Below are 25,370 nucleotides of genomic sequence, written 5' to 3' on the forward strand. Positions count from 1 at the left end.
CGATATCAATCAAAAGATACGATAAATACAAAAAGTATAAGCAAAAACCCGCAGCGGATTAGCTGCGGGTTTTTCATATTAGTAGATGTTCAAGTGTGTAGAATACATACGATGACTGGTTGGATTAAAGGGTAGATCCATCTATTTGAACTGCTTTAGCCCGGGAAGGGCAGAAACAGCTATCTAGGGTAGGGGTCAAGCCGGTCAGCTACTAGAGATCGCTAAAGCTTGAATACCTGAATGCATCGAATCGGATACGGCGTGATTACTTGATACCGTCTTTGTAGTTTTTAGTCCAGTTCTTGTCCCCTACGTGCATGAAGTCTTCTACTGTTCTTTCGAGTGTTTCCAGCAATTGTGCTTTGATCTCGGATACAGTGTCACGGTATACGCGTTCTTCGTTGCCGTTGATTTTGTCGCCGTAGATTGCCATTGTTGCATTGTATTGACGGTGTTTTTCAACCAGTTCGTCGATGGATTGCAGTGCATGCTCAACATAGCGGGAAATTGCTTGTTGATCTTGTGGAAGTTGTTGACGCAGTTGAATCAGTTTAGTTTGGTTTGTCATGATCATTCACCTCTGAAGTTTTAATTGTAAATTTACATTATCATATTTTCACAGAATGTTCATTAAATTTAGCTTAAATATGTTAAATTTTTTATATGAACCGTAAGACTCTTGTGAAAATATGCTGGTAAAACCTATATATCATCAAGATCAAGGACGAAAGTCACTCGATGCTTGTTTGTTGAAAAAATGATGTGTCTAATCTGTGACTTGTGCTCCATATATTATTTTTCGGACGGTATGTTTGCAAACTTTATAGGAAATGAGACTTTTGTCGGGGAATTTCGACAAATAGGTAATTGTTCCTATGTATCGGAGTTGGAGCAGACGAAGTACTAGATTGTAGGAGTTATGTTAAATGGATGTTAACAGACTTTATTTACCACCTCGGACGAAATAAGAAACAGTGGCTAAGTTAGCCAGTAGGAAGGAAGAGGAGCGAGATGTAGTGGATTTGTCGATAACATCAGTCACAATTGATACCTTGGGAGGGCAGGGTTTTGAGGTTGAGAAGCGAAAAGAGACATAGAGCACAGACATTGTAAACGTGTACGTAGGAGATCATGGGCTACTGATGTACATATGACGATGGAGCTGTGAAGTGAGTCCAACATAAGTGGAGGTGAACGCATGGAGGTTCATTCTTTAAAGCAGGTAGAAAAGCTAGCCCTTGAGAAAAATATGATTTATAACCAGAGTAAGCTGCGTTATGTATCTCGTTCGATGCTCGCCAGTATGTTTATCGGCTTCGGCGTGATTGTTGCCTTTAAAACGGGCAACTTCTTTTATGCGGTCGAGTCCCCTGCTGCTTATCCGATGGCTGCGCTAACGTTTGGTGCGGCGATTATTCTGATCTCGTTAGGTGGCGGCGATCTATTTACCGGGGATACGTTCTATTACTCGTATGCTGCACTGATTCGCAAGCTCAGGTGGATGCAGGTGGTCAGGCTGTGGGTGACGAGCTATATCGGCAACATTATGGGCGCGTGTGCGTTTGCGCTGCTGATCTATTTGACAGGGCTATATGCGGATCATTCGGTTAACGGCTTTTTGCTGGGGGTGGTCGAGCATAAAATGCAGGCACCTACCATGCAGCTGTTTTTTCGAGCGATTTTGTGTAACTGGCTGGTATGTCTGGCATTTTTTATCCCGATGGGACTGAAAAATGAAGTTGCCAAGCTATTCTGTATGATGCTATTCGTATTTTGCTTCTTTATATCCGGCTATGAGCATAGTATCGCGAATATGTGTACCTTTGCGATTGCCCTGGTTGTGGACCATCCAGAGACGATTAACTTTGCGGGTGTGATTCATAATCTCGTGCCAGTTACTATCGGCAATCTGATCGGCGGCTCTGTATTTATGGCGATGATGTACTATTATGTGAATAAGCCATTTATGAATGATCCCGAGCATGATCCGTCTGCTGTGAAGCATGAGGAAGAATAGAGGCTAAAGCTATATCGTAAGATGTTCATAGAATATAGCTGGCTCAGCAATGATTCGTAGAGTAACTAGAATGAAGTAAATGAAGTCGATAAGTTGAGCAGAACAAGTGGAATGGCTACGATTGAATAGGGGTTAGTAGCATAAATGAAATAGATCCGAGTCAATCGGTTCAAGGCGCTGAGCGATCAGCGCTTTTTTCTATATATAATCCATATAAATGGATAATCTACTTGAATTTGAGTTTTGAGTTAGTATATACAGGACTTTTTGCTTATTTTTCGACAAATTTCACTAAATCTTTAGTTTCAATTACTTAGTTACTTGGGTACAATAGGATAGGCAACATTACTATTGCATACAAGGGAGACGAGCAGAATAACGATGAGTGTATACGAATACTCCGCTAAAGCGATGAATGGACGAGATATTTCGTTGGAAGATTACCGTGGTAAGGTCGTTTTGATTGTGAATACAGCAAGTCAGTGCGGCTTTACGTTTCAATATGAAGACCTGCAACGCCTGTATGATCGCTACAAAGAGAAGGGCTTCGTTATTTTAGGCTTCCCTTCCAATCAATTTGCAGATCAGGAGCCAGATGGTAACGATCAGATCAATGCATTTTGTACATTGAACTATGGCGTTTCGTTCCCAATGTTCCAGAAGGTAGATGTGCGCGATCGCAATGCGCATCCATTGTTTACTTATCTGGCGAACAGTAAGCCGTTTGAAGGATTCGATACTACACACTCTGTCGCTAAAATTTTGCTGCCACTTCTGCATGAGCGTCACCCTGAGTATTTGCCAGGTGATTCGATCAAATGGAACTTCACTAAATTCCTGATCGATCGCGATGGTCAAGTTATTCGTCGCTTTGAATCGACAACTGATCCATTCGATATGGAGCAAGATATCGAAGCATTGCTGTAAATCACAGCTTTGTTATCGAAGCACAGCTGTACAAGCAGAATATTGTCCGGCTGTGTGGAGCAGGTCGTGCTGCACGGACCACATCTCTGATCTACGATAAGCACACACGACCTGTCCCATACAGCCGGACTTTATTATATATGTGCAGGGCATGTGATCCCAGCCGTAACACTGGAAGATCGATGTATAACCGCATAGATGGCTATTGGAATAGCACAAATTGCAATAGCACAAAAAAAACCGACTTCAGCTTATGAGGTCGGTTTGTTCTATATGGATATTGCTGAATAGTTTGCGAGATACGTTTGTCGGTCTTCGCTCGATTCTACGTGCAAGTGTATGATTTGGATAGGATGCTAGTAGCGGCTACGGGAAGCGGTGGCACATTGCTTCAAATATTCCAGCTTGCGAATAATTTCTTTTTGCCATTTGCGATCACCGATATGCACAGCCAGATTGAGCAGATCGAGATAATCGTCTATTTGAAGTGTAGTCTTTTGTGTCATTGCGTTCATCCAGATTCCGTCTCCTTTTGAGGCGCGATTCAGCGCGGCATTCATATTGTGTACAATCTAAGGTGTTCCTATAAGCAGTAATCTATAGATGGCTGCCGAATAGCAAGCCAGCGACTATTATCATTCCATTCTCAAAACATCAGGAATGATAATCATTATCATATATGTTCATTGTAAGCATTAGGTTAACGAATTGCAAACGATTTGTTTCAATTTTTAAAAAAATTAGGGGCTGTTCACGTATTTTTCAAACTTAGGATGGGATGGAGCATCGCTACATTTGTAAACTGTAGACCGAAGGGGTGCTTTCCGGTAGTGTGATGATTAAACATGACCAATCTGGCGTATATTTGGATGTAAAGGAGAATACGATGTCTTATCAGCATATTAAGTGGATGATTCTGTTTGTGCCGACACTGACAATTGGAATCTGGGAATACGTGCGACATCAGTTTTTGATGCCCTATTTATCAATGGATGCGGGAAACTGGTTATCACCGCTCATCGTGTATATTGTGAGCATTACACTGCTACGTGGCCTGTTCACAATGATGGAGAATACGCGTGAGGCGCTGGATCATGAGCGTATTGCCAAGGGCAAGCTGGAGGAGCGTCAGCAGCTGGCAGGTGAGCTGCATGATGGGGTAGCGCAGTCGCTCTTTTTGCTCGGAGTGAAGCTGGATCAGGCGAAGCGCAAATTCGATGATCCCGAAGTGATGCAGCTACTCCATGATCTGAGTCGTACGGTAGGAGAAGCGAATCATGATGTGCGACAGGCGATTGCCGATCTCAAGCAGCCGCCAAGACAGGAGGATGCACATCAGAGCACGCTGGAAACGAGGATTCGTGAAATGGTTCCGCTTGCAGGCGTAAAGGTTGAGGTGGATTGGCAGCTTGCGGATACCTGCTTCAATACCGCACAGCAGGCAGAGCTACTGGCATGTATTCGAGAGGCACTGCTGAATGTGCACAAGCATGCGGGTGCGCGTAGTGCGGCCATTAGAGGAACGGGCGATGAGCAGGAATGGTGTGTGATCGTGGAGGATGATGGCACCGGGTATGTGGAGGAAGCGTTACAGCAGCCAGGGCGCTTCGGATTACGGATTACTGCCGAGCGTGCTGCGCAGCGGGGCTGGCGCTTTGAGTTTCGCCGTAAGGATGAACGGACACAGTTTATACTGACAGGAGGCAAGATTCATGGATAAAGTGCGTGTACTCATTGTCGATGATCATGCGCATGCTCGCGAGGCGACGAGCGTGATTTTGTCGGAGGAGCCGCTGTTTGAGCTGGTAGGTACAGCGTCCAGCGGACAGGAAGCGCTTGAATTTACCGAGAAATGGATGCCGGATCTGATCCTAATGGACATTTCGATGAAAGGTATGGACGGATTAGAGACGACCGGACTGATCAAATTACGCTTTCCTTACGTAAAAATAATTATGATGACCGTATCGGATGATGCGGCACATCTATTTCAGGCGATCAAGCAGGGAGCGCAGGGCTATTTGCTCAAAAGCTTACCGCCTTCGACATGGCTGGAATATTTGCGTAGTGTAGCATTTGATCGGGAAGAGATGAGTCAGGAGATTGCCCAGCGCATTTTACAGGAGTTTCCGTTTGGCAAAACGCGCAGTGATCCGGCGGCAGACACGCTAACACGTAGAGAGCGTGAGATTCTGCAATGGGTATCCTCAGGCATGACCAATCGTGAGATCGCTGCCGCACTTGGTATCTCCGATCAGACGGTGAAGAATCATCTGAAAAATATTTTGCAAAAGCTACAGCTGGAAAATCGGGTGCAGCTGACTCGATATGCGCTGGAGCAGGGACTGGCTACCGAGAATAAGCGGCATCGTCCATAATTCATTCAAATTTGAATCGTAAACGCAGGATTTATAGCCCGATGTAGTCATTTTCACGCGGCGCTGTTATTTGTATCATAAATGGTAATCCACATGGGACGGAATGGCTAAATACAAGCCGCAATAGAGTATTTAATCTAACATAAAGCAGGTGAGACGCTATTATTCACAATATGGCTCGTTCAACATATACGGCGATCAGCCAACCTTATGGAGCAGGTCGCCTGCGTGCAGTCGTTAAGCTACTGCTGGTAGGGATTCTGCTGTTATTGACAGTGGGCTTTCCGCAGCAGGTGCTTGCCCATGCGTCTGTGACCGAATCGTCACCCGCGCAAAATGAAGTGTTACAGCAGTCACCGAAGCAGATCATGATTCGCTTCAATGAAGATATTCAGCGTGCGTATTATGGGATCACACTGCATCGCTCGTCCAGCGAAGAAGTAAGCGGCATTAAAGCTTATATCGATCCGAAGGATGGCACGCGCTTGCTCGCCGATCTACCCTCTGCACTGCCAGAGGATATCTATACGGTATCGTGGAAAGCGATCTCTGGTGATGGGCACCCGGTAGAGGGAGCGATTATTTTTCAGGTTGGCAATGGGGCTGGTAAGTCGCTCAAAGATGCAAGCAGTGTCACACTGGATGACAGTCGTCCGCTCAGTCCGTTACTCGTTACGATGCGCTGGGTGCAATATGCCGCACAGGCGATTGTACTGGGTGCGCTCTGTCTGCCATTATTCCTGCTGCCGTTAGCTGCGCGCAGTGAGATGGGCTGGCTGCGAGAGCGTCGTTATACGTGGTTTGCGCTATCAGGTGCAGTATTGACGGTGCTGGCGCTGGCGGCACAGCTACCGCTCCGTATTGCATGGACAGCGGATATTCCGCTATCTACTGTAGGAGGAGAGCTGGGCAATACGTTTAGCGGAACGGTATTCGGCAAGGTCTGGTTATTGCAGATGATCGCTGCCGTGATTGTACTGCTCATCGTTCTTGTCCGTCAGTTACCAGGCATGAAGCCAGGTGTACAGCGTGTGCTCGGTCTGAGCGCCTTGATCGTACTGGCACTTGGCTTGCTGGCAAAGGCATTTGACGGACATGCGTATGCGGCAGAGATTGCAGGTGTTGCGATTACAGCGGATTATTTACATCTGCTGTCGGCACTGCTCTGGTCAGGCGCTTTGCTTGCACTGGCGTTGTTCCTGCCGCGTATCGTTAGGGATCAGGCAGGGGATGAGCGACGCAAGCTGTACTGGAGCGTGGTACGACGCTTTTCGTGGCTCGCTATCGGCTCGGTGGCAGCGCTGCTTGTGACAGGCATTTATGGCAGTCTGATTTATTTGCCAACTATCAATGCTCTGTTTAACACAGGCTATGGTCTGACCCTGTTGTCCAAAATGCTGCTATTCCTAGTGATGGCTGGCTTTGGCGGGATGAACTATGCGAAGGCGCGCAGTCAGAAGGGTGAGATTGGCAAGGATATGATCTGGGAGGTACTAACCGGATTCGTCGTGCTGGTGCTTGCCGCGCTGCTGGTGCATCTGTCGCCTTATGCGGCGCCGCTCGGTAATGGCGGTGCACCGCGCGAGGTACAGGCTCAGGTTCAGCAGGTAAACGGCTACCAAATTAGCCTGCGTGTACCACCTAGTCGGATGGGAATGAACACATTTGAGGTGATGGTTACCGACAGTCAGGGTAAGCCTGTCGATGTGGAGCAGATTACGATGCAACTTCATCATCTGGATATGGCGATGGCACCGACCGATATCACGATCACCTCGAAGGATGGCAAGGATGGCATGTATGAAACACAGGGCATGATCAGCATGAATGGGAACTGGCAGGTGGACATGACCGTGCTCACCTCCAAGCTAGAATCATTGCAAGCCAAATTTGTACTGAAGGTGCCTGGCTCGTAGAAGGATACCCTGAACAGAGGATGCATGCGATCAGCTCGCTTCTTCCGCGTTGTAAGCCATATGCGAAACAGGGCTGTACCTTTAAAAATGCGATAATCACCTACACGTAACAAGATGAACACAAGCAGGACAGATGTAACCATACCACTCGAAAAGGGGCATTTTATCTATGAAAAAGAATTCATTTTGGACGCGCCTGGCAACCGTAGCTTCGGCCGTTACACTAACAGGTATGATCGTATTTACAGGAGTGGCGAGTGCACACGTAACGGTGAAGCCTGCTGAATCCATGACAGGTGCATGGGAAACGTACACGATGAAGGTACCATCAGAGAAAGATATTCCGACGATCAAGGTAACACTCAAAGTGCCGGAAAACCTGTCCTTCAAGCAGTATCAGCCTGTTCCAGGCTGGAAGGTAACGACAGAGAAAAATGATGCAGGTGAAGTATCGACAGTTACATGGGAAGCGGAAAGTGGCGGCATTGAAGCCGGTCAATTCCAGCAATTTGTATTTGTAGGTCAAAATCCGGACAAGGATAGCGATCTCGTATGGGACGCTTTCCAATATTACAGTGATGGTAGCATCGTACAGTGGACAGGTGATAAAGGCAGTGACTCTCCGCATTCGATCACGGTAGTTAGCAAGGATGGCGCTACAGGCGCAGCTGCAACTACTGATCATGGACATGACAGTGCAGGCACCGCAGGTAGCGGAACCGAAACGTCGGCAGCTGGTACGGAAACAAGTGGAAGCATAGACAATAGCGCAACTACTGGCACAGAGACAAGTACGGATACGACGACAACTGGAGAAGCAACAGATACAATGACAGCTGGCAATAGCGCAGCTCCTGCTCAGGCGGCACCTGCTGCGAGCAGCGGTATGCAGACCGCGACACTGGTCATTGCGATTGTAGCTCTGATCGCTGCGATTGGGGCATGGGTAACAGCTGCACGTAAGCGTGGTACGAAGTAAGAAACAATCAAGAAAGAGGCAGAAAGTGAAAATGCGCTGCACAATATATAGTGTGTGGCACATGTATTAGCAAACCGGTACGAACAGTGAATCGCTATATCGAATCATCATACAAAGTGGAGCAGCAGAAATAAATATCACTTTGTCCAATATGAGCTTGATAGGAGAAGGGAATCTAATTCCTTTCTCATGTCAGGCTTTTTTTATTTTGAGCTCAACATCATTCCAATCTGTACAGTGAATTGATACATAACTGCCATCGAGTGATACAAATATGCATAATTATAATTTTATTTGAATATTTTCGTAAAAATAGCTGACATATCTATTGCTTCACTCCAACTCTGTTTCTATAATCAATTAAACGAAATTATCGTTAATAGTTCTTTTAATAGGGGGAAGGCTAGTGAGTGGAGCAAACGAGTTGGCGTTGAAGCAGCATAGTGGCGAGACGGGATTGTTTGGATGGGTTGAGCGGGTTGGTAACAAAATTCCGAATCCGTTTTTGTTGTTCATTTATCTGATTGCGATTCTGATGGCAGCGACTGCGATATTGTCATGGCTGGACATCTCGGTTATCGATCCAACTAATGGCGAGCAGGTCACGGTGAAAAATCTGCTCAGTGCAGAAGGCATTCAGTGGATGCTACCGAATATCATTGCCAACTTTAGCGGCTTCAAGCCACTCGGCTCTATTCTAGCGCTAGTGCTGGGGGCAGGGCTGGCGGAGAAGGTTGGTTTATTGCAGGCACTGATGCTGAAAATGGCTTCGCGTGTTAGTGCGCGCTATGCCAGCTATATGGTGCTGTTTATCGCTTTTTTCAGTCATGTGTCGTCCGATGCAGCGCTCGTCATTATGCCTCCACTCGGTGCACTTATGTTTCTTGCGGTTGGACGCCATCCTGTGGCAGGGCTGCTGGCAGCGATTGCAGGGGTCGGCTCAGGCTTTACCGCCAATCTGCTGATCGTTACGACAGATGTACTGCTGTCTGGCATTAGTACCGAGGCGGCAGCGGCGATTAATCCAGCGGCTAGCGTGAGTGTGCTGGATAACTGGTTCTTTATGGCGGTATCGGTCGTTGTGCTGACAATTGCAGGGGGACTGTTAACAGATAAATTTGTCGAGCCACGCTTGCCAGCCTATCGTCCACATGAAGAAGAGGATCGCCTTGAAACGCTAACACCACAGCAAAATCGCGGTTTGCTCGTGAGTGGTCTGGCTGTGCTCGGTGCACTGGTGATTCTGGCGGTACTGGTATTGCCATCCGGTGGTCTGCTGCGTGATCCAGAGCTGGGTACGATTGTGCCTTCGCCATTCATGTCGGGTATTGTGCCGATTATTATTTTCCTCTTCTTCGTTGCCGCGATTGCGTATGGAATTACGACCAGACAGATTCGCAATCAGAATGATCTGCCACGACTGCTGACCGATCCGATGAAGGGAATGGCTGGCTTTATCGTCATGGTATTTCCACTGGCTCAGTTTGTCGCATTTTTCAACTGGAGCAATATGGGCAAGTTCATGGCGCTTGGATTGACGGATCTGCTGGAAAAGACGAATATGACGGGCGTACCTGCTTTTCTCGGTCTGATGTTCCTATCCGCATTTCTATGTATGTTCATCGCCAGCGGCTCGGCGATCTGGTCGATTCTGGCACCGGTGTTTGTACCGATGTTCATGCTGCTCGGGTATCATCCTGCCTTTGCACAAATGATCTTCCGGGTAGCAGACTCGGCGGTCATTCCGTTTGCACCGATGTCGCCATTTCTGCCGTTATTCCTCAGCTTTCTCCAGCGCTATCGTAAGGATGCGAAGCTGGGCACATATTACTCGCTGGTATTGCCGTATCCGATCGTATTTCTCGCGGTATGGTCGCTACTACTGGTCGTATGGTATTGGCTTGGTTTACCGATTGGCCCGGGAGTGTATCCAAAGCTGGCAGGCTAATCGTTCCACGGATCGATTTTATATTATAACAACAGGAGCTGAACTTTTATGCTAGATATCATTGAAATGAGACGAGATTTGCATCAACATCCCGAGCTTGGGTTTACCGAGTTTCGTACAGCAAGTAAGGTCGTCGAGACGCTGCAATCGCTTGGCTACGAGGTGATCTATGGCCACGATGCGATCGATGGGCCTTCACGTCGTGGCTTGCCGTCAGAGGCGGTGCTGGAAGCTGCCTATGAGCGTGCGCTGGCTCATGGCGCGAACCCGGATATTGTAAAGGAAATGAAGGGCGGCTATACCGGTGTGGTTGGTATTTTGCGTGGTCAGCAGCCAGGGCCGACGCTAGCGTTTCGTTTTGATATGGATGCATTGCCGATTACGGAAAGTACCGATCAGGAGCATATGCCACAGGCAGGCGGCTTTATTTCGCAATTTGTCGGTAATATGCATGCCTGTGCGCATGATGGGCATACGACGATTGGGCTGGGTGTAGCGGAGGCGCTGACGAAGCTGGACTTTCATGGTACGATCAAGCTTATTTTCCAGCCTGCCGAAGAGGGTGTGCGTGGTGCCTATGCTATGGTCGAAAAAGGCATGCTGGATGATGTGGATTATCTGTATTGTGCGCATCTGGGCTGCGATGTCCCAACGGGTCAGGTGCATGGCGGAACACGTGGCTATCTGGCTACAACGAAGCTGGCTGTGCATTTTCATGGCGTAGCTTCTCATGCAGGTGCTGATCCGGAAAAGGGACGCAATGCGCTGCTCGGAGCAGCAACGGCATTGCTGAATATCCACGCTCTTCCACGCTTTAGCAGTGGGGATACGCGTATTAATGTAGGGCTACTGGAAGGCGGAACAGCGGCGAATATCATTGCAGAGCATGCACGCATGATCGTGGAGACGCGCTCGGAATCGGAGGAAACGAATGCAGAGCTGGAGCAGCGCGTACGGCGCATTGTCGAGCACAGTGCGGGCATGCATGAGCTGACGTACGAGATCGAAGTGACCGGAGCAGCGATTCCGATCACCTGTGATGTGGAGCTGGTCGAGCTGGCGAATGCTGCTGCACGTGAGGTGAAGGGCGTACACACCGTGCCGGATGAATATGCGTATTCCACAGGCAGTGAGGATGCCAGCTATATGATACGGCGTGTGCAGGAGCGTGGTGGTAAGGCGACCTATATGATCATTGGCGCGAGCAATCCGGCGCCGCATCATCATCCGCACTTTGATATTGAGGAGGATAGTCTTCGCATTGGGGTAGAGGTATTTAGTGGGATTGCCAAGCGTATGCTGCGTGAGCACGCCGTACCTGTGTCGGTATTGCCTTCAGAGAAGGCGGGGGTAGAGGAATAAATCTTAATAGTGCGCAGAGGGATGCACATCCGTCATGATGTATAGGATGAGATGAGGTCAAAATGAGCCGCATAGCGTTGCCTTTGATCCTTTTTATTCGGTTGCTTGTATTCATAAGCAATCAACGTCCCATGTGTATGTAAATTGCTCATGGAGCATAAAGGGTGGTCTGCGTATCGGCAGTACCTGCATCTGTAAAGCACAGTCTTCGCTTCTTTTGTGCCGGGAAGTTGGTATAATGAATCTGAGTATCGGATAACAGATTCTATCTTCAATGAAATAACCATATACCGATGTCCGGGGGATTCACCTGCGGGCATGATGGCACAAAAGAATGAGCGAAGGAGAATAAGATGACGTATCGTTTTGGTGTGATCGGACCTATGCCCTCTGTGCAGCACATTATGCAGATCGCAGATACGCTGCATGAGGACGTTGTTTTTGTGCCACTTGTGTATAATCATCCACACGAAATTCCAGAATTGATGGAGCAGCATCGCCATGGCTTGAAGGGCTGGTTCTTTTCCGGCCCGATTCCACTGGCGATCGCACGTCCACATCTGAAGGAGCATGAGCTGGCGGTTTATTGTAAACCAGCAGGCTCAGCGCTGTACAAGGGCATGATTGAGATGATGCTTGCTCACGGGATTACCGATGAGCCGTATTCGGTCGATATGATCCGTTCAGAGGATCTGGATCTGACCGAATCACTGGGAGAACTGGGCGTATCGCTTGATCCGCAGCGGATTCATATTTTTGACGGCTGGGAAGATCCGATGGAGATTGTGAATTTTCATCTGGGGCTATGGAAGGCAGGCAAAAGCAAAGCGGCGCTAACCTGTATGCATTTTGTATACAGTGAGCTGCAAAAGCATGGTATGCCTGCATATCGTCTGACGATTACACGGCAGGATATCCGGCAGGCTGCGCAGCTGCTTATTCAGCAGGCACGCAGTTCTTATTTTAAGGAGACACAGATCGGGATGCAGATGATCGAAGCTGATCTGCTCGGGCATAATTCGCGCGGTGGACGCTATTCAGTGCAGCATGCCGAGCTGAATATGCAGCAGCGCATTTTGAAGCTGTGTGAGCAGGTTGATGGCATGATGGTACACAATGGCGTGGGGAGCTACCAGATTGTGAGCACACGCGGAGCGATTGAGCGCGAGCTGGGACGCGTCGGGCAGCTGATCGGACAGATGGAGCTGGAAATGGATGTGCAGATTTCCGTTGGCATCGGCTATGGCAATACCGCGTTTACAGCGAGCGACCATTCGATGCGTGCGCTACAGCATGCCCGGCATAATCGTCAGCGCTTGCTGGTGATCGTGCAGGATAATGGCGATATCCGCGAAATGGATCGGGATGAGGGCGAATGGGGCTATGCTTCGCGCTCGCTCGATGCAGAGCTATTGGAGCTCTTGAATAGCGTGAACATTAGTGCACGCACGTATCGCAAAATTGAAGCCTTGACCCGTCATATGAAATGGGATGGCTTCACCACGGTTCAGCTAGCTCAGCATCTCTCGATGACGATTCGTAATGCACAGCGCATTATGAGCAGTCTCTGTCAGATTGGCCTGGCTGAGGTGGAGGGCGAGGAACAGCAAGCGGTGCGCGGACGACCGCGGAAAATCTATCGTTTGCGAGTGAATCGTTAGACACCTTGCACAGTCTGAATAGGAAGGGATGAATGGCAGTGAAAAGTGGAAAATGGAGCACGCTCATTAAAGGATATTATGTACTGATGGCAGTACTGGTGGTCGGTCTGGTGACTGCCAAGCAGCGCTGGTTAGAGCAGGGAGCTGCTGGAAATGCGGCAGGTTGGATTTTTTATGGTGTCGTCCTGGTCGGTGTGCTCATCATCGTACCGGCACTGGTGCTGTTATGGCTATGGCTGCGCCGCTGGATGGAGCGCTATGGTGTGGAGCGACAGCTACGGATGATTTTGCTCATTGTGACCGTGCCGATGATGCTGGTGATTGGCTACATGCTGGAACTCGTGTTTATTATGCTCTTTATCGGGCTGGGAGGGAGTTGACCGGATATGGATGCAGAGACGATTCGTACGTCGATCGCATCAAGACGGGAGCGACTAATTGCGATTAGTGACCAGATCTGGGAATACGCGGAGACGAGATTTCAAGAGCAGCGCTCGGCAGAGCTAATCTGTCTGGCACTGGAGGAAGCGGGCTTCCATGTCGAGCGTGGAGCAGGTGGAATCGATACTGCCTTTATCGGAAGCTATGGTAGTGGCCATCCGGTAATTGCTGTATTAGGAGAATATGATGCACTCTCCGGCTTGAGTCAGATGGCTGGACAGGCAACTTATGCGCCGCTTGTTGAAGGTGGTAATGGTCATGGCTGTGGACATAATCTGCTAGGTACGGCTTCACTGGGAGCTGTACTGGCGCTCAAGGAGCAGATGGAGCAGCATGGATTAGAGGGCACGATTCGCTACTACGGCTGTCCGGCAGAGGAAGGCGGGTCGGGTAAAACCTTTATGGTTCGTGCAGGCTTGTTTGACGATGTCGATGGAGCGGTGACGTGGCATCCATTTGATTATCATAGTGTGATGTCCGTACATACACTGGCGAATTATCAGTATTATTATCGTTTCAAAGGGCGCAGTGCACACGCGGCGGCAGCACCGCATCTAGGACGCAGCGCGCTCGATGCTGCCGAGCTAATGAACGTAGGTGTGAATTATTTGCGCGAGCATATCGTGCAGGAGGCGCGCATTCATTATGCACTGACTGATTCAGGCGGACACTCGCCTAATGTGGTGCAAAGCCAAGCCGAGGTACTGTATCTGATTCGAGCACCGCATATTCGCCAGGCGGCGGATATCGCGGAGCGTGTACATAATGTAGCACGCGGTGCGGCGCTGATGACGGGGACGGAGGTCGAGATCATTTTCGACAAGGCATGTTCGGAAATTGTGCCTAATCGTACGCTAGAGCAGGTAGTGGATGAGCAGTTCCGTCGTTTCTCGTTACCGGAGCATACTGCGGATGAGCTGGCATTGGCTGAAGCAATCCGCGAATCGCTGACCGATGAAGAAAAGCAGGCATCCTGGCAGCTTCCACCATCTCAGCGCGAGCTGGCGCTTGCGAACGAGATTCTGCCCTATGAGCACGGCAAATGGTTATCCGGTAGTACCGATGTAGCAGATGTGAGCTGGGTCACGCCAACGGTGCAATGTACTACGGCGTGCTTTGTAAACAGTACTGCTGCGCATAGCTGGCAATGGGTGGCGGTAGGCAAGACGAGCATCGCGCACAAAGGTATGCTGTACGCGGCAGAGATTATGGCAGCCACTGCGCTGGAGATGCTGACACGTCCCGAGCTGCTTGCGGCAGCAAGGCAGGAGCTTGAGGAGCGCTTGCATGGGCAGGAGTATGTATGTCCGATTCCAGCAGAAGTGCAGCCGAATATACCCGTAAAATAAAATCCATACAACATAAATGGGACTTTAAGAAGACATTGTAGATACAGCAATAAAGGGTTCTCTCACCATGTAATGAATACATGATGAGAGAACCCTTTATGCTATATATGGGTCATATTCATATCGTATTGATGTCGATGATTCGACTACATTTGTTGGCAACGACTGGATCATGAGTAACCATAATAATGGTTTTCCCTTTATCGTTTAGGCTACATAATAATGCTAATACTTCATCTCTTGAGTCAGGATCAAGTGATCCCGTAGGTTCATCCGCTAAAATTAATTCAAATGGTTTTAGTAATATTCTTGCAATAGCTAAACGTTGCTGTTCACCGCCTGAGAGCTCATATACTTTTTGATGAAGAGGGATGCTTAGATTTACTTGCTCGAGTGCTTGTTGTTTGAGCTTTTTCTTTTCTTGCTTACTTTGATGGGAATAAGCGAGTGCAACATCGAGATTAGCATCCACCGTTGACTGATCTATTAAGGCATAATTTTGAAATAAGTATGCGATTTTGTGACGTCGTAGAATGGTTGCTTGACGTGATGAAGGATGGGGCGCTTTGTGTCCGAATAAAGTAATCGTTCCTGTATCGGGCTTTTCTAAAACTCCCATCATATTAAGTAACGTTGTTTTTCCAGAACCACTTTTTCCTGTAATAGCAATCATTTCAGATGCATTGATCTGCATATTTACATTTTGCCAAAGGCATGTGCTCCCATATGATTTTGTAATATTATGAATTTCACAAATAGGTTGCATTTATATCATTTCCTTTCCACCTATAAACACGCCACTTCTTTTTTCTAATTGGATAATCAAAGCTATACTTGCTAAACATTCAATACATATAAAAAATCCAATCGAACCAAACCATATCCAATTGATTGATTCAATGTAAAGCAGGATTGCAAGTTGGATTATCCACGTTATAGCAAACAATAGCCAAAACTCACGATAAGTTTTAATCCAGCCTGTACCGAATAGTTTGCGAACCACGAATTTTTGCTGGAATTTGTTTATAACCATGATTAAATTTTGAGACAAAATGAATATAAATACGATCAATAGAACAATACATATTGCTATAGCTAGATACAGCGATTCTTCCAAATCATGCATAGTGATAAGCATATATTGATCGACCGTGACTATATTTTTAAGATTATCGTCGATTTTTAGATTTTGTAGTAAAGGCAATAGTTTATTGTACGTAGTGGCTGAATTCTTCCCTACTAACTTTATTTTTAAAGGGTCAGATGCTCCATTTCCCAGGATCAAGTTCAGATCAGATACCAAACTATTTTTCTCGGTTACCACCTCAATAATTGGATCCAAAATAGTATTGCCCTCTTGCGGGAACACATCAGGATTAAAGCTGAATACTTTTTGTTCATTTTTCAACCATACTATTTTTAGCTTTTGATGCGTCATATAATCTGGTACAGGTTGATTGTAATGATATTTTTGATACAATGCCCATTGTTTTCGATCATTGGTGAAAAAGTCTATAATTCTTTGTTGCTGAGCTTTATATTTCTCTGGAACTAACAGAATATAGTCTTTTTCACTCTCGGAAAAGGCTACTTTGTTGCCTGTATCATCTATGATAGGAAACTGACTCAAGTAATTATTATTTACTTTGATAGTACGTATACCTTTGTAATCTTTGTTAAGGCGTAGTGCAGTTTCTTCATATTCTCTAGCATTAATCAGAAGGGAGCCTTCCCGGTTAAGTATAGGATAGAGCTTTTGTGCAACAGTTACATTGAATTTGGCATTATCAATCGCATCTTCTTTGTCGTAACCGGTAAGTAGAGGATAGAACATTCCATAATTTTGAGATTGTTCCCATCCTTTCAAACTCGTTTTAGTCTCTCTGATTTCTTCATACTGCCTGATCATAGAGATGCTTATGCTAATGAGTGCAAGTAAACAAGCTACTTTGAAAACAAGATTTGTTATAAAAACTAGATTTACTTTGGTTTTGTTTTTTATAGCAGAATGGATTTGAATGCATGCAATATACACGTATAGAATTGCGGATACCACAAAAACTGTCCCATACGTATAAAATAGAGTGATACAGCATTGTACTAAAAATTGATAATCTCCATCGCCCCATATCCAAGCTGCGCCAATATACATTACGATCGATAGACCAAATAAAATCACAATCGTCTTCCCTAAAATTTTGTACCATATTATTCCTATAGATAAGCCGTTTAATTTGTAAATTCCAATCGTTTTTGATTCACGAAATCCATAATAAATCAGCAACAAAAGAGTTAATAATACGATAACGATCTGCCCATACGTTAAATAATCAATATAAAGTGTAGAAGTAACATCAGCATTGTCTACATTTGATGCCTTAAATGATGCTAGAGTTAATCCGTGATCAGTCTGTATATTTAATTCTTTATTGATATGAGTTATAAATGCGTTCAGAAAAGTGTTACGCATTTGTGGATTTTTGCCTTCTACGAAATATTGACCAGCTACAGGAAGATGCTGATAAGATAAATGTAAAGGTTGCACACTCAATAAATCATTATGTCCAAAATCATAAATTCTACCCTTTTGTTTAGCGTTCTTTGAGTCGATCGATTGTGATGAGAGATAGTAATCACCAGCTTGAGTATCGTGTAAACTCAAATTTTGTCCAGATGATAAGCGATAATGATCGATAAGCTCACTGTTTGTCGTCATTAATACATATTTTATGACTTCAACTTGTCCATCAGCTCTATAATTCAGTCCTGCCCTTAAAATATTAGTATGTGTTTCTTTTGCTGATTGCAGTAATAACTTGTATGTTTGCTCAGGATTAGCTAATAACAAATTGTCGGGAATGGAAAAAGGGATACCTATTGTTTGCTCTATATTCTGGAATTCATTCATTTCTTGTGAGTCGGTTTGCAGATAACATTTTAAAAATGTGAGTGTGGATAAAAGAATCAGAAAGACAACAATCAATTTTTTCAAGGTCGAAATTCTCCTTTTAAACAGTAACTTGATTTAAAGCTGTGACTCAAATACAAAGGAGATCATTTTAGAATGATCTCCTTTTTTTATTTCTCTTATCATTAAAGTAAATAGTGTTAAGTTAAGATTTTGGTACCCAATTGACTTTCCAATATGCATGTGTCTCGTCTGTCAGTCCGCCAGTGGCACTTGAGTAGGAAGTTAAACCAGCTTTCGTATCGCCACTATGGCTACTTTGTGTACCTATCGTACAACTGGAACTATGAACGTAAGTATTATGATTGTAGTTAGAGTAAACTTTTTTGTGAATACCGGATATTGAAGTACCTTCATCCCAGCTTCCACCACCTGTATCAGTAGCAGCTAAGCTAACTGAGAATGGCGTTACATTGGCGTTGTTTGGCACAGTATTAGTAAGATCGATAGAGCCGCTTGTTACTGGTGCACTGCTACTAGCCATTACTTGTCCTGAAAATGCTAATAATAAGCCGGTTGATAGAGCTACACTAAGTATTTGTTTTTTCATGGGTTCGTGCTCCTTGTATTTAGTTATGTATGCTCCGGAGGATACCATTTAATGGTAAGTCTTTAAATAGAAAAAATATATAGAACTTTTTACATGTTTCTTATTTCATATAAAAACCTGAAATTCATTTTAATTGTTTTACCAATATTTTAATTTGACGAGAAAAAAGTGCCGATATTTTATGATTTAGTAGCCGTAATGTCAATAAAATAAGGAATATTTTGGTGGAAAAGAAACTCTTTAATAACAAAATATGATAAATTAGAAATACATAAATTGATTTTGATTTGAAACATCTGAGAAAAATGTCGAAAATAATTAGGTATATAGATATAAGGAAATAAAAGGAATACATTTTATAAATGTATTCCTTTTATCCTTTAAATCGTGCATACTTTATTTGAAATTATTTACCTTTACTACTAAAACAGTCATAGAATCAGGAATGAATATATTTTTAATAGCATCATTACGTACTTTTGCTGGACTGCTAGCTATAATACGAGCCGTCATATTGCTTTTTTCATCTAATACAGTTCGATCTTCAATGTTGCTATGACATTCGCATCCTAATGTAAGGCAACTATAAGCAGCTAAGCCTAAAACTCCACATCATTATTGAATAGACTGCACCTCAACAACCGGAATACGTTCATTAACAGCCGGACGGTTATCCGGCAAGCCGTTCTCATTACCGAGCCCGTATTGCGGCTCGAATGACTCGTCAGGTGTGCCATTCGTTTCTGTAGCTTCATCAGTAGCATTCTCTGCATCCGTAGATGTCGCATTAGAAAGTGGCGGCAAATTCAATGAAGCTGGACTAAACTCCTCATACTCTCCATTAAAGACACCGTATACCTTTACCGTACCCGTATAAAAGTTAACACCACCACGCAAACGCACATAGCCTCGCTCCGTGCGCATGATCGCTCCGCTATCATCCACAGCCACAATCTCAGCTGTAAATGCAATCGGCTCGTTGGCATGTCCCTCAATCTCACCAGCATCGATCTCCCTATACGCACTATCATCAGCACGGCTATCGGTCTGACTGTACACCCCATCGGCATTGGCAGTATACGTATTCAGCTGCCCTGCGCCGCCACCTTGGGGTGCCACATGAACGATAATACTGCGATCAGGCAGTACCTCATAGCTCGACCCAGCTAACGAAGCAATCGCCTGTAGCCCATTGGGCGTGACGGCGTACAGCGAGAACAGACGATTCGAGCCTTCCACTGCATCCGCTGGTGATTGCACAGTGATCACAGGCTTATCGGCGGTGCTAAGTGCTGTATCCAGCGATAATTGCTGAATTTGCGCCGCATTTTGTTCAATTTGACCTGACCATACGCTGACTGCACCATCCCGATCCATATGTCCGAAAAATAGTCGATTGTTGTTGTCTGTAGCCATCGCGTACACCGGAAATGCCTGCCAATCTGTCCCACCAACTGTATGCTCATACGCGACCGAGGCGTTCGAGCTTTGCAGTAAATAGACTGGCTGATCACTTGCCCAGGCAAGCTTGGTACGGGCGATACCCGAGGTCATATCACCGAGCGGTGACAGCGTCTCGTACAGCTGTAACGCTTCGCTGAATTTCTTTTCCGTTGTCATGGTAAACGCCTGCTCCTGCAAAGAGCTCAGCTGCTGATTGATCGTAGCCAGTACAGGCGAGGATGATAGCGCTAGCTGGGTAGCAGCGTTACGGAAGCTAACCGAATGTCGGACAAAATTCGCCGTTTGCTGAGACTGGATATCCTTTGTGATCACATTTTGCGCACCTGTATTCATCAGCGAAGCAATCCAATCCTCATCGCGATAAGCATGCTGCTCATACGCTTGCCTTGTGCTGACTGCATTACTGAGAAAAGCATCAAAATCGCCAGCCGCCGCCAGCCGTTTTAGCTTGGTCGTATCATATTGCTTGAATTGTTGCTCGATGCCAAGCTGCTGCCGATCCGCCGCTGTTCCTTTTCTAGAAGAGTCGGGTGTCAGCCAGTAAGCTGCCGGAATCCGTAGCAGATTCCATTTGGCAGATTCATCGGTATAGTTGCCTGTGTCCAGATTATGCTGAAGTGATTCGGTAAATTGCGTACGAAAATCTGAAAAGCCTTGACCGATCAGTAGCTCCATATTGTATTGCTTGGTCATTTTGGCATATTCGTTCTCAAAACGATCTTGACGCGCCTGTTGCTGCTCCTGCTGCTGTAGCCAGATCGCATACGCGCTCAGATAAGCGTCAAATTGCCCGGTATCTGCCGCTGCTTGCAGACGGCTTGCACTCGCGGATAAAGTATCATTCCACGCCGTGATCGGCTGTAGCTCATCCAGTCTTGCCTGAATATGAGCTTCCTCGTAGTGGATATATGAATTGTCACGAGCTGCACGGTACAGCGATTCCGCCTGCATCCATTGCTGCTGTGCATAATAGCGGTCGGCGTCTTGTACCGCCTGTATTTTATGATACATCCCGATGCCCTTCATCACGAGCAGCACCAGCAAAATAGCCAGACCGATGAGCAGGAGGTTACGCAGCGCCAACCACCGCAGAATGCTTCTCATGACTGTACGGCTCCCTTACCATCCAGCTCCGGGTCATTCGGATACAGCTCCTGCCGAATCACTTCCAGATCCTGTGCCAGTGCATCCTGTAATAGTTCGGCATCCGCCTGCACAATCCGGTATAAACGTACAAATCGTTCCTTCGGCAAATGACGTGCATAGCGGCGAATAAAGCCCGGATATGTCGCAATGTAACGCTTCATCCGTACCATCGCAGAGGTTACGCTGACCAGAATGCTCCAGCCCTGCTCCATCTGCAAAATTTTCGGCTCATGCGCAATGATATAGCGGATCGAGCGCTCCTTGATCCTATCGCGCTTGATGCGTGCCATTTCTCCAATATATTCAGCAACCAGTGGATCAAAGTCGCGCGTGATCAGCGAATCCAGCTCCAGATCCATATCGCTGCGCAGTCGGAAATTTTGCAGCAGGGATAGAAGAGCGAGCCGCAAGCGATCATTTTGCACCAGTACAGCAGTTTGACGCAAAATATGATAGCCTGCTACCTCATGACCACTTCGAACCTCTTCCACACCGATTCGCTGATCCTCGACCAGTCCGTCATAAATATCGCTACGCTGACGACGAAATAATCGACCCAGCTCGCGCAGTGTCGCGCCTTCTACAGAACGACGTTGAACGAGAAATAGCGCCACGAGCAGTACCAATCCGGCAGCAGCGAATAATGCCATCAGCCGCATATCCGGTGATATGAGCACTGCCGCAATCGTTAGCATTAATGTAATAAGTAGCTCGTTAAACATCCGTCGCAGCGTTTGTGTTCGCGCCTGACGAATGACGGGCACGAGCTTCATTTTGCCGCAGCTTGGACAGCTTTCCTCCATTAAAATCGTAAATCGACCGCATTTGCGACAGACGCGCAGTCGATCATAATTGTGGCGGCTTGGCTCCAGTACCGGAAGCTGTACCGCCTGCTTCGTTGTATTCATGATTCGCATCACTCTCTATCAGGAATTGGTATAACATTAACCGCCTTGCTTCTGATTAACCACGTCCAGTAACAGCTCTTCCAGCTCCTGCTCGGCTGGAACGCGCTTGCGCCGATACGCGTACATGATCAATCGGCTACCTGCAAAAAGAAACGTTGCGCCGATACATACGTATGCAAGTATATCCATAATCGATTCCTCTCTTGATTCCTGTGTATTCATCAGCTGCTGAACAGCAATGAAGGGTATAACAGAAGGTTTATGCTTTATTGTATGTCAAAATCTATTCCAGAATAAAGGGAGCGATGAGTATTATTCAACTTTTAGCCGATAGTCCAGTCGTTTCCCCCGTCTTAGGGTGGGGAAAGAATTCCAGCTTTTAAGATATAATGGTGCTGGTCCAGTGCTAGCGATCTTCTAGCACGAGGTGAAATGAGAAGTGATTTTTGCAAAGCAAAATATCTTACTGCTTCCAGTGCTAGCGATCTCCTAGCACGAGGTAAAATAAAAAGTGATTTTTGCAAAGCAAAATATCTTACCAAGCTAGCGATCTTCCAGCACACAAACACACAATTCGTCCACGCGGCAACGCTCGGGAACAGAGCAGCCGTTGATTTTTTGGAAATGAGGGAGAAATGGATTATTATGGATATGGTGGTGAAAATGGTATCAAATTTTTCACTTTATCATTTTTAAGGCATGTTAAGGTGAATTTAACCGGCGCTTAATCCATACAGACTATACTACATGAGATTATGCCCGTACCCCGCCAGCTAATGATTCACATTTTACCTTGAGTAAAGGAGTAGAATGATGCACGTAAGAACATTCAAATTCATGCATATACTGCTGGCGATGGTACTCCTCGTCAGTCTGCTGTCCGGTGCGAGGATGACCTTCGCGGCAGCAAGTAACAATACCGGCTCATCCGGTGCGGCTGGTTCCAATATCGATGCGGTGCTGTTGCTCGATGTGAGTAACTCGATGAAATCGAGCGATCCGCAGAAGCTAGGTAATGAAGCGATGAAGCTATTCATCGATATGTTGCCTGCACAGGGCGACCGCGTTGGCGTGGTTGCTTACACCGATCAGATCGAGCGCGAAAAGGCGCTAACGAGCTTGAACTCGGCCGATAGCAAGGCGAGCCTGAAACGATTTATCGATGATCTGAATCGCGGGCCATATACTGACATCTCCATCGGGATGGGCGAAGCGATCAGCATTCTACAGGATGGCGCTCGTCAGGGCAGCGAGCCGATGATCGTATTGTTTGCAGATGGCAACAACGATCTGAACAGCAATGCGGGCAAAACGAATAGCCAGGCAGACCAGCAGCTCAAGGCAGCTGTAGACAATGCCAAAAAGCTCGGCTATCCGGTATACACAGTTGGCTTGAATGCGGACGGAAAGCTGAATCAGCAGGCGCTAGCGAACATCGCGAGCGAAACTGGCGGTAAATCTTTTGTAACCAGTTCCGCAGATGAGCTTCCGCAAATTTTGAGTGAAATTTTCGCAGCGCACCAGCAGGTTAATGTGGTGCCTGTCGATTCGATTACAGGGAATGGACAATTCCAAAATGTCAAAATCAATATTCCGAATGCCAGCGTGAAAGAAGCGAACATTTCGATCATGTCCTCACAAAAGGTCGAAGTGAAGCTAATTGATCCAGACGGTAAAGCTGTCGCTGTCCCTTCCGATCAGGTTAGCGTATCCACCTCGAAAAGCTACTCGCTCGTCAAGCTGCTGAATCCGCAGCAGGGCGACTGGACGCTTCAGGTGAAGGGCGCAGACAAGGATAAGATCGATATTAACCTGATTTTCAACTACAGCCTGGAGCTGGCACTGGAGCCGCTTGCGAGCAAAAGCTACAGCAAGGGCGATAAAATCGATATTTCGGCTTACATGACCAGCAATGGTCAAAAGCTGGCTGATGCGTCTCAAGTTGGCAGTCTCAAAGCCGTACTGAACGTGACCGATCTGGATAGTGGCGCAAAAAGTCAGGTGCCACTCACAACGAATGGTACACAATTCACCGGTACATTCGAAGTACCAGATAATCATCGCTACCAGCTAGTCGTACGTGCCGAGGAACAAAGCTTCTATCGTGAAACGGCGCCTGTAACCGTAGATGCCACTGGCAAAGCAACCAGTGGAAACGGAAATAGCGTCACGGCAACACCTGCACCATCCGATGGTAAAATCGCTGGACTTAGTCTGATCAGCTGGATCATCATCGTACTGGTAGTCATTCTGCTCGGCGTAGGGATCTGGTTCCTGCTTCGTTTCCTGAAGCAACGCAACCGCGGCTTTGTCGGACAAATGGTTATCGAAATCCGTGATGAAAATACAGGTGAGAAGTCGTATCCGCAATATAAAAAGCTCAACACCTTCCGCGGACGCTTCAACCTGCACCAGCTACTCCAGCTTGCACCGGAACTGAAGGAGACCGAACAAATCACCTTCACCCCGGGCAATAACGACCGCATCCTGATCCGTAACGGAGCAGAAAGCGGCATCGAAAAATCCGGCCGCTCCATCGACGCCTCCAGGGGCTACGAACTCAAAAGCGGCGACCGCGTCACGATTGCACTGCGTCAGGTCGACAAGACGATTTTGCTGGAATATTTGAATTAAGCGGATAGAGGTCAGACAAGCTGAGAAACAGTCATCAAGAATGTTTCTGGCTGTAGTCTTTCAGAGCGATGAAGTCAGTAATGATCATCTAAAGGAATTCCATCGACTATAAGCCATCATGCGAGCCATATCATACATGCTTGGGAACACTGCTGGCGGTATGGACTGGGCATCTTGAGGCAATCAGGGAACATTGCGAAAGATGCCCGGATATTTTCAATCATCTCAATAACTTCAATCATTTACTAGAACATGTGGGTAAACGAAGCGTATGGCATGTGATTGCAAGGGGTAGTTGATTAATTGTTTTGAGTACCCTGGTTTAGATAAACATTTGTACATGCGTATCTAGTTTAGTAGACAACGAACAAAGACGTACTAGCATTTAGAAGTTAGGATTTTCGATATGTACGTTTGCAAGCACCTCATAACGAAGGCAAGGAAATAAGGGGAAAGGACGATTTTGGAGGGGCGGGAATCTTCATTCTATCCTACTCTAAAAGATTCCCGCGGCTCCACTGAGTCCGCCCCCTTATTCCTTGCCGGAGTGGTTGCTGCTCACCAAAACAAGTCAGCTCACAATTACCAACACGCACCCACAGCTCAAATAAAAAAACAGGAGCACACGCCCACCCAGCCCACCATGCTGCGGCACCGCCGTGTCTCCATTTAGCACCTGATCTTAAGCATCATGAACGGACAATATACTATGAAGGTTACAA

At 46.5% G+C, this 25,370-nt stretch carries 20 protein-coding genes; 12 read left to right on the forward strand and 8 right to left on the reverse strand.

What is annotated here, in order from left to right; translation table 11 throughout:
* Positions 1 to 265: 265 nt before the first annotated feature.
* Positions 266 to 568 carry a restriction endonuclease subunit S domain-containing protein gene (locus tag SK066_RS01390; protein WP_188774453.1) on the reverse strand — a complete coding sequence of 101 codons (303 nt, stop codon included), beginning with the start codon at positions 566 to 568 and terminating at the stop codon, positions 266 to 268.
* Positions 569 to 1,198: 630 nt separating this feature from the next.
* Between SK066_RS01390 and SK066_RS01395 the strand changes: the two genes are divergently transcribed.
* Together SK066_RS01395 and SK066_RS01400 are read left to right on the forward strand one after the other, a co-directional pair.
* Complete coding sequence (locus SK066_RS01395) at positions 1,199 to 2,017, forward strand: formate/nitrite transporter family protein (protein ID WP_320543345.1); 819 nt, start codon at positions 1,199 to 1,201, stop codon at positions 2,015 to 2,017.
* A gap of 381 nt (positions 2,018 to 2,398) precedes the next feature.
* Positions 2,399 to 2,944, forward strand: a complete 546-nt coding sequence (locus SK066_RS01400) for a glutathione peroxidase (protein ID WP_320543346.1) — start codon at positions 2,399 to 2,401, stop codon at positions 2,942 to 2,944.
* A 356-nt stretch (positions 2,945 to 3,300) separates the two neighbouring features.
* Here SK066_RS01400 and SK066_RS01405 read toward each other — a convergent pair whose 3' ends face one another.
* Positions 3,301 to 3,459, reverse strand: coding sequence for a hypothetical protein (locus SK066_RS01405; protein ID WP_320543347.1), 159 nt, complete (start codon positions 3,457 to 3,459; stop codon positions 3,301 to 3,303).
* Between the two features lie 371 nt (positions 3,460 to 3,830).
* On the opposite strand from SK066_RS01405, the gene SK066_RS01410 reads away from it, so the two are divergent.
* The 9 genes from SK066_RS01410 (at position 3,831) to SK066_RS01450 (ending at position 14,978) form a co-directional block, all read left to right on the forward strand.
* Positions 3,831 to 4,664 (forward strand): sensor histidine kinase, encoded by an 834-nt coding sequence (locus SK066_RS01410; protein ID WP_320543348.1) that lies wholly within the window; start codon positions 3,831 to 3,833, stop codon positions 4,662 to 4,664.
* Complete coding sequence (locus SK066_RS01415) at positions 4,657 to 5,322, forward strand: response regulator (RefSeq protein WP_250344324.1); 666 nt, start codon at positions 4,657 to 4,659, stop codon at positions 5,320 to 5,322. Before SK066_RS01410 ends, SK066_RS01415 begins: the two co-directional genes overlap by 8 nt.
* A 173-nt stretch (positions 5,323 to 5,495) precedes the next feature.
* Positions 5,496 to 7,238, forward strand: coding sequence for a copper resistance CopC/CopD family protein (locus SK066_RS01420; RefSeq protein WP_320543349.1), 1,743 nt, complete (start codon positions 5,496 to 5,498; stop codon positions 7,236 to 7,238).
* Between the two features lie 169 nt (positions 7,239 to 7,407).
* Positions 7,408 to 8,217, forward strand: coding sequence for a YcnI family copper-binding membrane protein (locus SK066_RS01425; RefSeq protein WP_320543350.1), 810 nt, complete (start codon positions 7,408 to 7,410; stop codon positions 8,215 to 8,217).
* A gap of 406 nt (positions 8,218 to 8,623) precedes the next feature.
* Positions 8,624 to 10,165: a p-aminobenzoyl-glutamate transporter gene (abgT, locus tag SK066_RS01430; protein ID WP_320543351.1), complete on the forward strand. Its 1,542-nt coding sequence runs from the start codon at positions 8,624 to 8,626 to the stop codon at positions 10,163 to 10,165.
* Positions 10,166 to 10,213: 48 nt separating this feature from the next.
* The gene (locus SK066_RS01435; protein ID WP_320543352.1) at positions 10,214 to 11,527 is read left to right on the forward strand and encodes an amidohydrolase; all 1,314 of its coding nucleotides are present in this window, start codon (positions 10,214 to 10,216) and stop codon (positions 11,525 to 11,527) included.
* A gap of 353 nt (positions 11,528 to 11,880) precedes the next feature.
* Positions 11,881 to 13,188: a helix-turn-helix domain-containing protein gene (locus tag SK066_RS01440; RefSeq protein ID WP_320543353.1), complete on the forward strand. Its 1,308-nt coding sequence runs from the start codon at positions 11,881 to 11,883 to the stop codon at positions 13,186 to 13,188.
* Positions 13,189 to 13,220: 32 nt separating this feature from the next.
* Complete coding sequence (locus tag SK066_RS01445) at positions 13,221 to 13,568, forward strand: hypothetical protein (RefSeq protein WP_320543354.1); 348 nt, start codon at positions 13,221 to 13,223, stop codon at positions 13,566 to 13,568.
* Between the two features lie 6 nt (positions 13,569 to 13,574).
* Positions 13,575 to 14,978, forward strand: coding sequence for a M20 family metallopeptidase (locus SK066_RS01450; RefSeq protein WP_320543355.1), 1,404 nt, complete (start codon positions 13,575 to 13,577; stop codon positions 14,976 to 14,978).
* A gap of 118 nt (positions 14,979 to 15,096) precedes the next feature.
* Here the strand turns inward: SK066_RS01450 and SK066_RS01455 are convergent, their stop codons facing one another.
* The 6 genes from SK066_RS01455 to SK066_RS01480 all read right to left on the reverse strand — a co-directional run bounded on the left by SK066_RS01455 (position 15,097) and on the right by SK066_RS01480 (position 22,203).
* Complete coding sequence (locus SK066_RS01455; protein WP_320543356.1) at positions 15,097 to 15,744, reverse strand: ABC transporter ATP-binding protein; 648 nt, start codon at positions 15,742 to 15,744, stop codon at positions 15,097 to 15,099.
* Positions 15,745 to 17,970 carry a bacteriocin-associated protein gene (locus SK066_RS01460; protein ID WP_320543357.1) on the reverse strand — a complete coding sequence of 742 codons (2,226 nt, stop codon included), beginning with the start codon at positions 17,968 to 17,970 and terminating at the stop codon, positions 15,745 to 15,747. It lies immediately after the preceding gene.
* A 121-nt stretch (positions 17,971 to 18,091) separates the two neighbouring features.
* Positions 18,092 to 18,496, reverse strand: a complete 405-nt coding sequence (locus tag SK066_RS01465) for a lactococcin 972 family bacteriocin (protein ID WP_320543358.1) — start codon at positions 18,494 to 18,496, stop codon at positions 18,092 to 18,094.
* Positions 18,497 to 19,111: 615 nt separating this feature from the next.
* Positions 19,112 to 21,064 (reverse strand): hypothetical protein, encoded by a 1,953-nt coding sequence (locus SK066_RS01470; RefSeq protein WP_320543359.1) that lies wholly within the window; start codon positions 21,062 to 21,064, stop codon positions 19,112 to 19,114.
* The gene (locus tag SK066_RS01475; protein ID WP_320543360.1) at positions 21,061 to 22,014 is read right to left on the reverse strand and encodes a hypothetical protein; all 954 of its coding nucleotides are present in this window, start codon (positions 22,012 to 22,014) and stop codon (positions 21,061 to 21,063) included. The genes SK066_RS01470 and SK066_RS01475 overlap by 4 nt, the downstream gene beginning before the upstream one ends.
* A gap of 36 nt (positions 22,015 to 22,050) precedes the next feature.
* Positions 22,051 to 22,203 (reverse strand): hypothetical protein, encoded by a 153-nt coding sequence (locus SK066_RS01480; protein WP_250344316.1) that lies wholly within the window; start codon positions 22,201 to 22,203, stop codon positions 22,051 to 22,053.
* Positions 22,204 to 22,824: 621 nt separating this feature from the next.
* Between SK066_RS01480 and SK066_RS01485 the strand changes: the two genes are divergently transcribed.
* A complete protein-coding gene (locus tag SK066_RS01485) occupies positions 22,825 to 24,648 on the forward strand; it encodes a vWA domain-containing protein (protein WP_407673731.1) in 1,824 nt (607 codons plus the stop codon).
* The last annotated feature ends 722 nt before the right edge of the window (positions 24,649 to 25,370 follow it).

It is taken from the genome of Paenibacillus hunanensis (genome assembly GCF_034055775.1).
GTDB classification, from domain to species: Bacteria; Bacillota; Bacilli; order Paenibacillales; family Paenibacillaceae; genus Saccharibacillus; species Saccharibacillus hunanensis.

Excerpts from the sequence above, each read along its gene's own strand:
- SK066_RS01445 (WP_320543354.1), top strand. The coding sequence starts at position 13,221 with ATGGCAGTGAAAAGTGGAAAATGGAGCACGCTCATTAAAGGATATTAT.
- SK066_RS01435 (WP_320543352.1), top strand. The coding sequence starts at position 10,214 with ATGCTAGATATCATTGAAATGAGACGAGATTTGCATCAACATCCCGAG.
- SK066_RS01440 (WP_320543353.1), top strand. The coding sequence starts at position 11,881 with ATGACGTATCGTTTTGGTGTGATCGGACCTATGCCCTCTGTGCAGCAC.
- SK066_RS01480 (WP_250344316.1), bottom strand. The coding sequence starts at position 22,203 with ATGGATATACTTGCATACGTATGTATCGGCGCAACGTTTCTTTTTGCA.
- SK066_RS01420 (WP_320543349.1), top strand. The coding sequence starts at position 5,496 with ATGGCTCGTTCAACATATACGGCGATCAGCCAACCTTATGGAGCAGGT.
- SK066_RS01475 (WP_320543360.1), bottom strand. The coding sequence starts at position 22,014 with ATGAATACAACGAAGCAGGCGGTACAGCTTCCGGTACTGGAGCCAAGC.
- SK066_RS01465 (WP_320543358.1), bottom strand. The coding sequence starts at position 18,496 with ATGAAAAAACAAATACTTAGTGTAGCTCTATCAACCGGCTTATTATTA.
- SK066_RS01425 (WP_320543350.1), top strand. The coding sequence starts at position 7,408 with ATGAAAAAGAATTCATTTTGGACGCGCCTGGCAACCGTAGCTTCGGCC.
- SK066_RS01450 (WP_320543355.1), top strand. The coding sequence starts at position 13,575 with ATGGATGCAGAGACGATTCGTACGTCGATCGCATCAAGACGGGAGCGA.
- SK066_RS01455 (WP_320543356.1), bottom strand. The coding sequence starts at position 15,744 with ATGCAACCTATTTGTGAAATTCATAATATTACAAAATCATATGGGAGC.
- SK066_RS01390 (WP_188774453.1), bottom strand. The coding sequence starts at position 568 with ATGACAAACCAAACTAAACTGATTCAACTGCGTCAACAACTTCCACAA.
- SK066_RS01405 (WP_320543347.1), bottom strand. The coding sequence starts at position 3,459 with ATGAACGCAATGACACAAAAGACTACACTTCAAATAGACGATTATCTC.
- SK066_RS01395 (WP_320543345.1), top strand. The coding sequence starts at position 1,199 with ATGGAGGTTCATTCTTTAAAGCAGGTAGAAAAGCTAGCCCTTGAGAAA.
- SK066_RS01470 (WP_320543359.1), bottom strand. The coding sequence starts at position 21,064 with ATGAGAAGCATTCTGCGGTGGTTGGCGCTGCGTAACCTCCTGCTCATC.
- SK066_RS01410 (WP_320543348.1), top strand. The coding sequence starts at position 3,831 with ATGTCTTATCAGCATATTAAGTGGATGATTCTGTTTGTGCCGACACTG.
- SK066_RS01415 (WP_250344324.1), top strand. The coding sequence starts at position 4,657 with ATGGATAAAGTGCGTGTACTCATTGTCGATGATCATGCGCATGCTCGC.
- SK066_RS01400 (WP_320543346.1), top strand. The coding sequence starts at position 2,399 with ATGAGTGTATACGAATACTCCGCTAAAGCGATGAATGGACGAGATATT.
- SK066_RS01485 (WP_407673731.1), top strand. The coding sequence starts at position 22,825 with ATGATGCACGTAAGAACATTCAAATTCATGCATATACTGCTGGCGATG.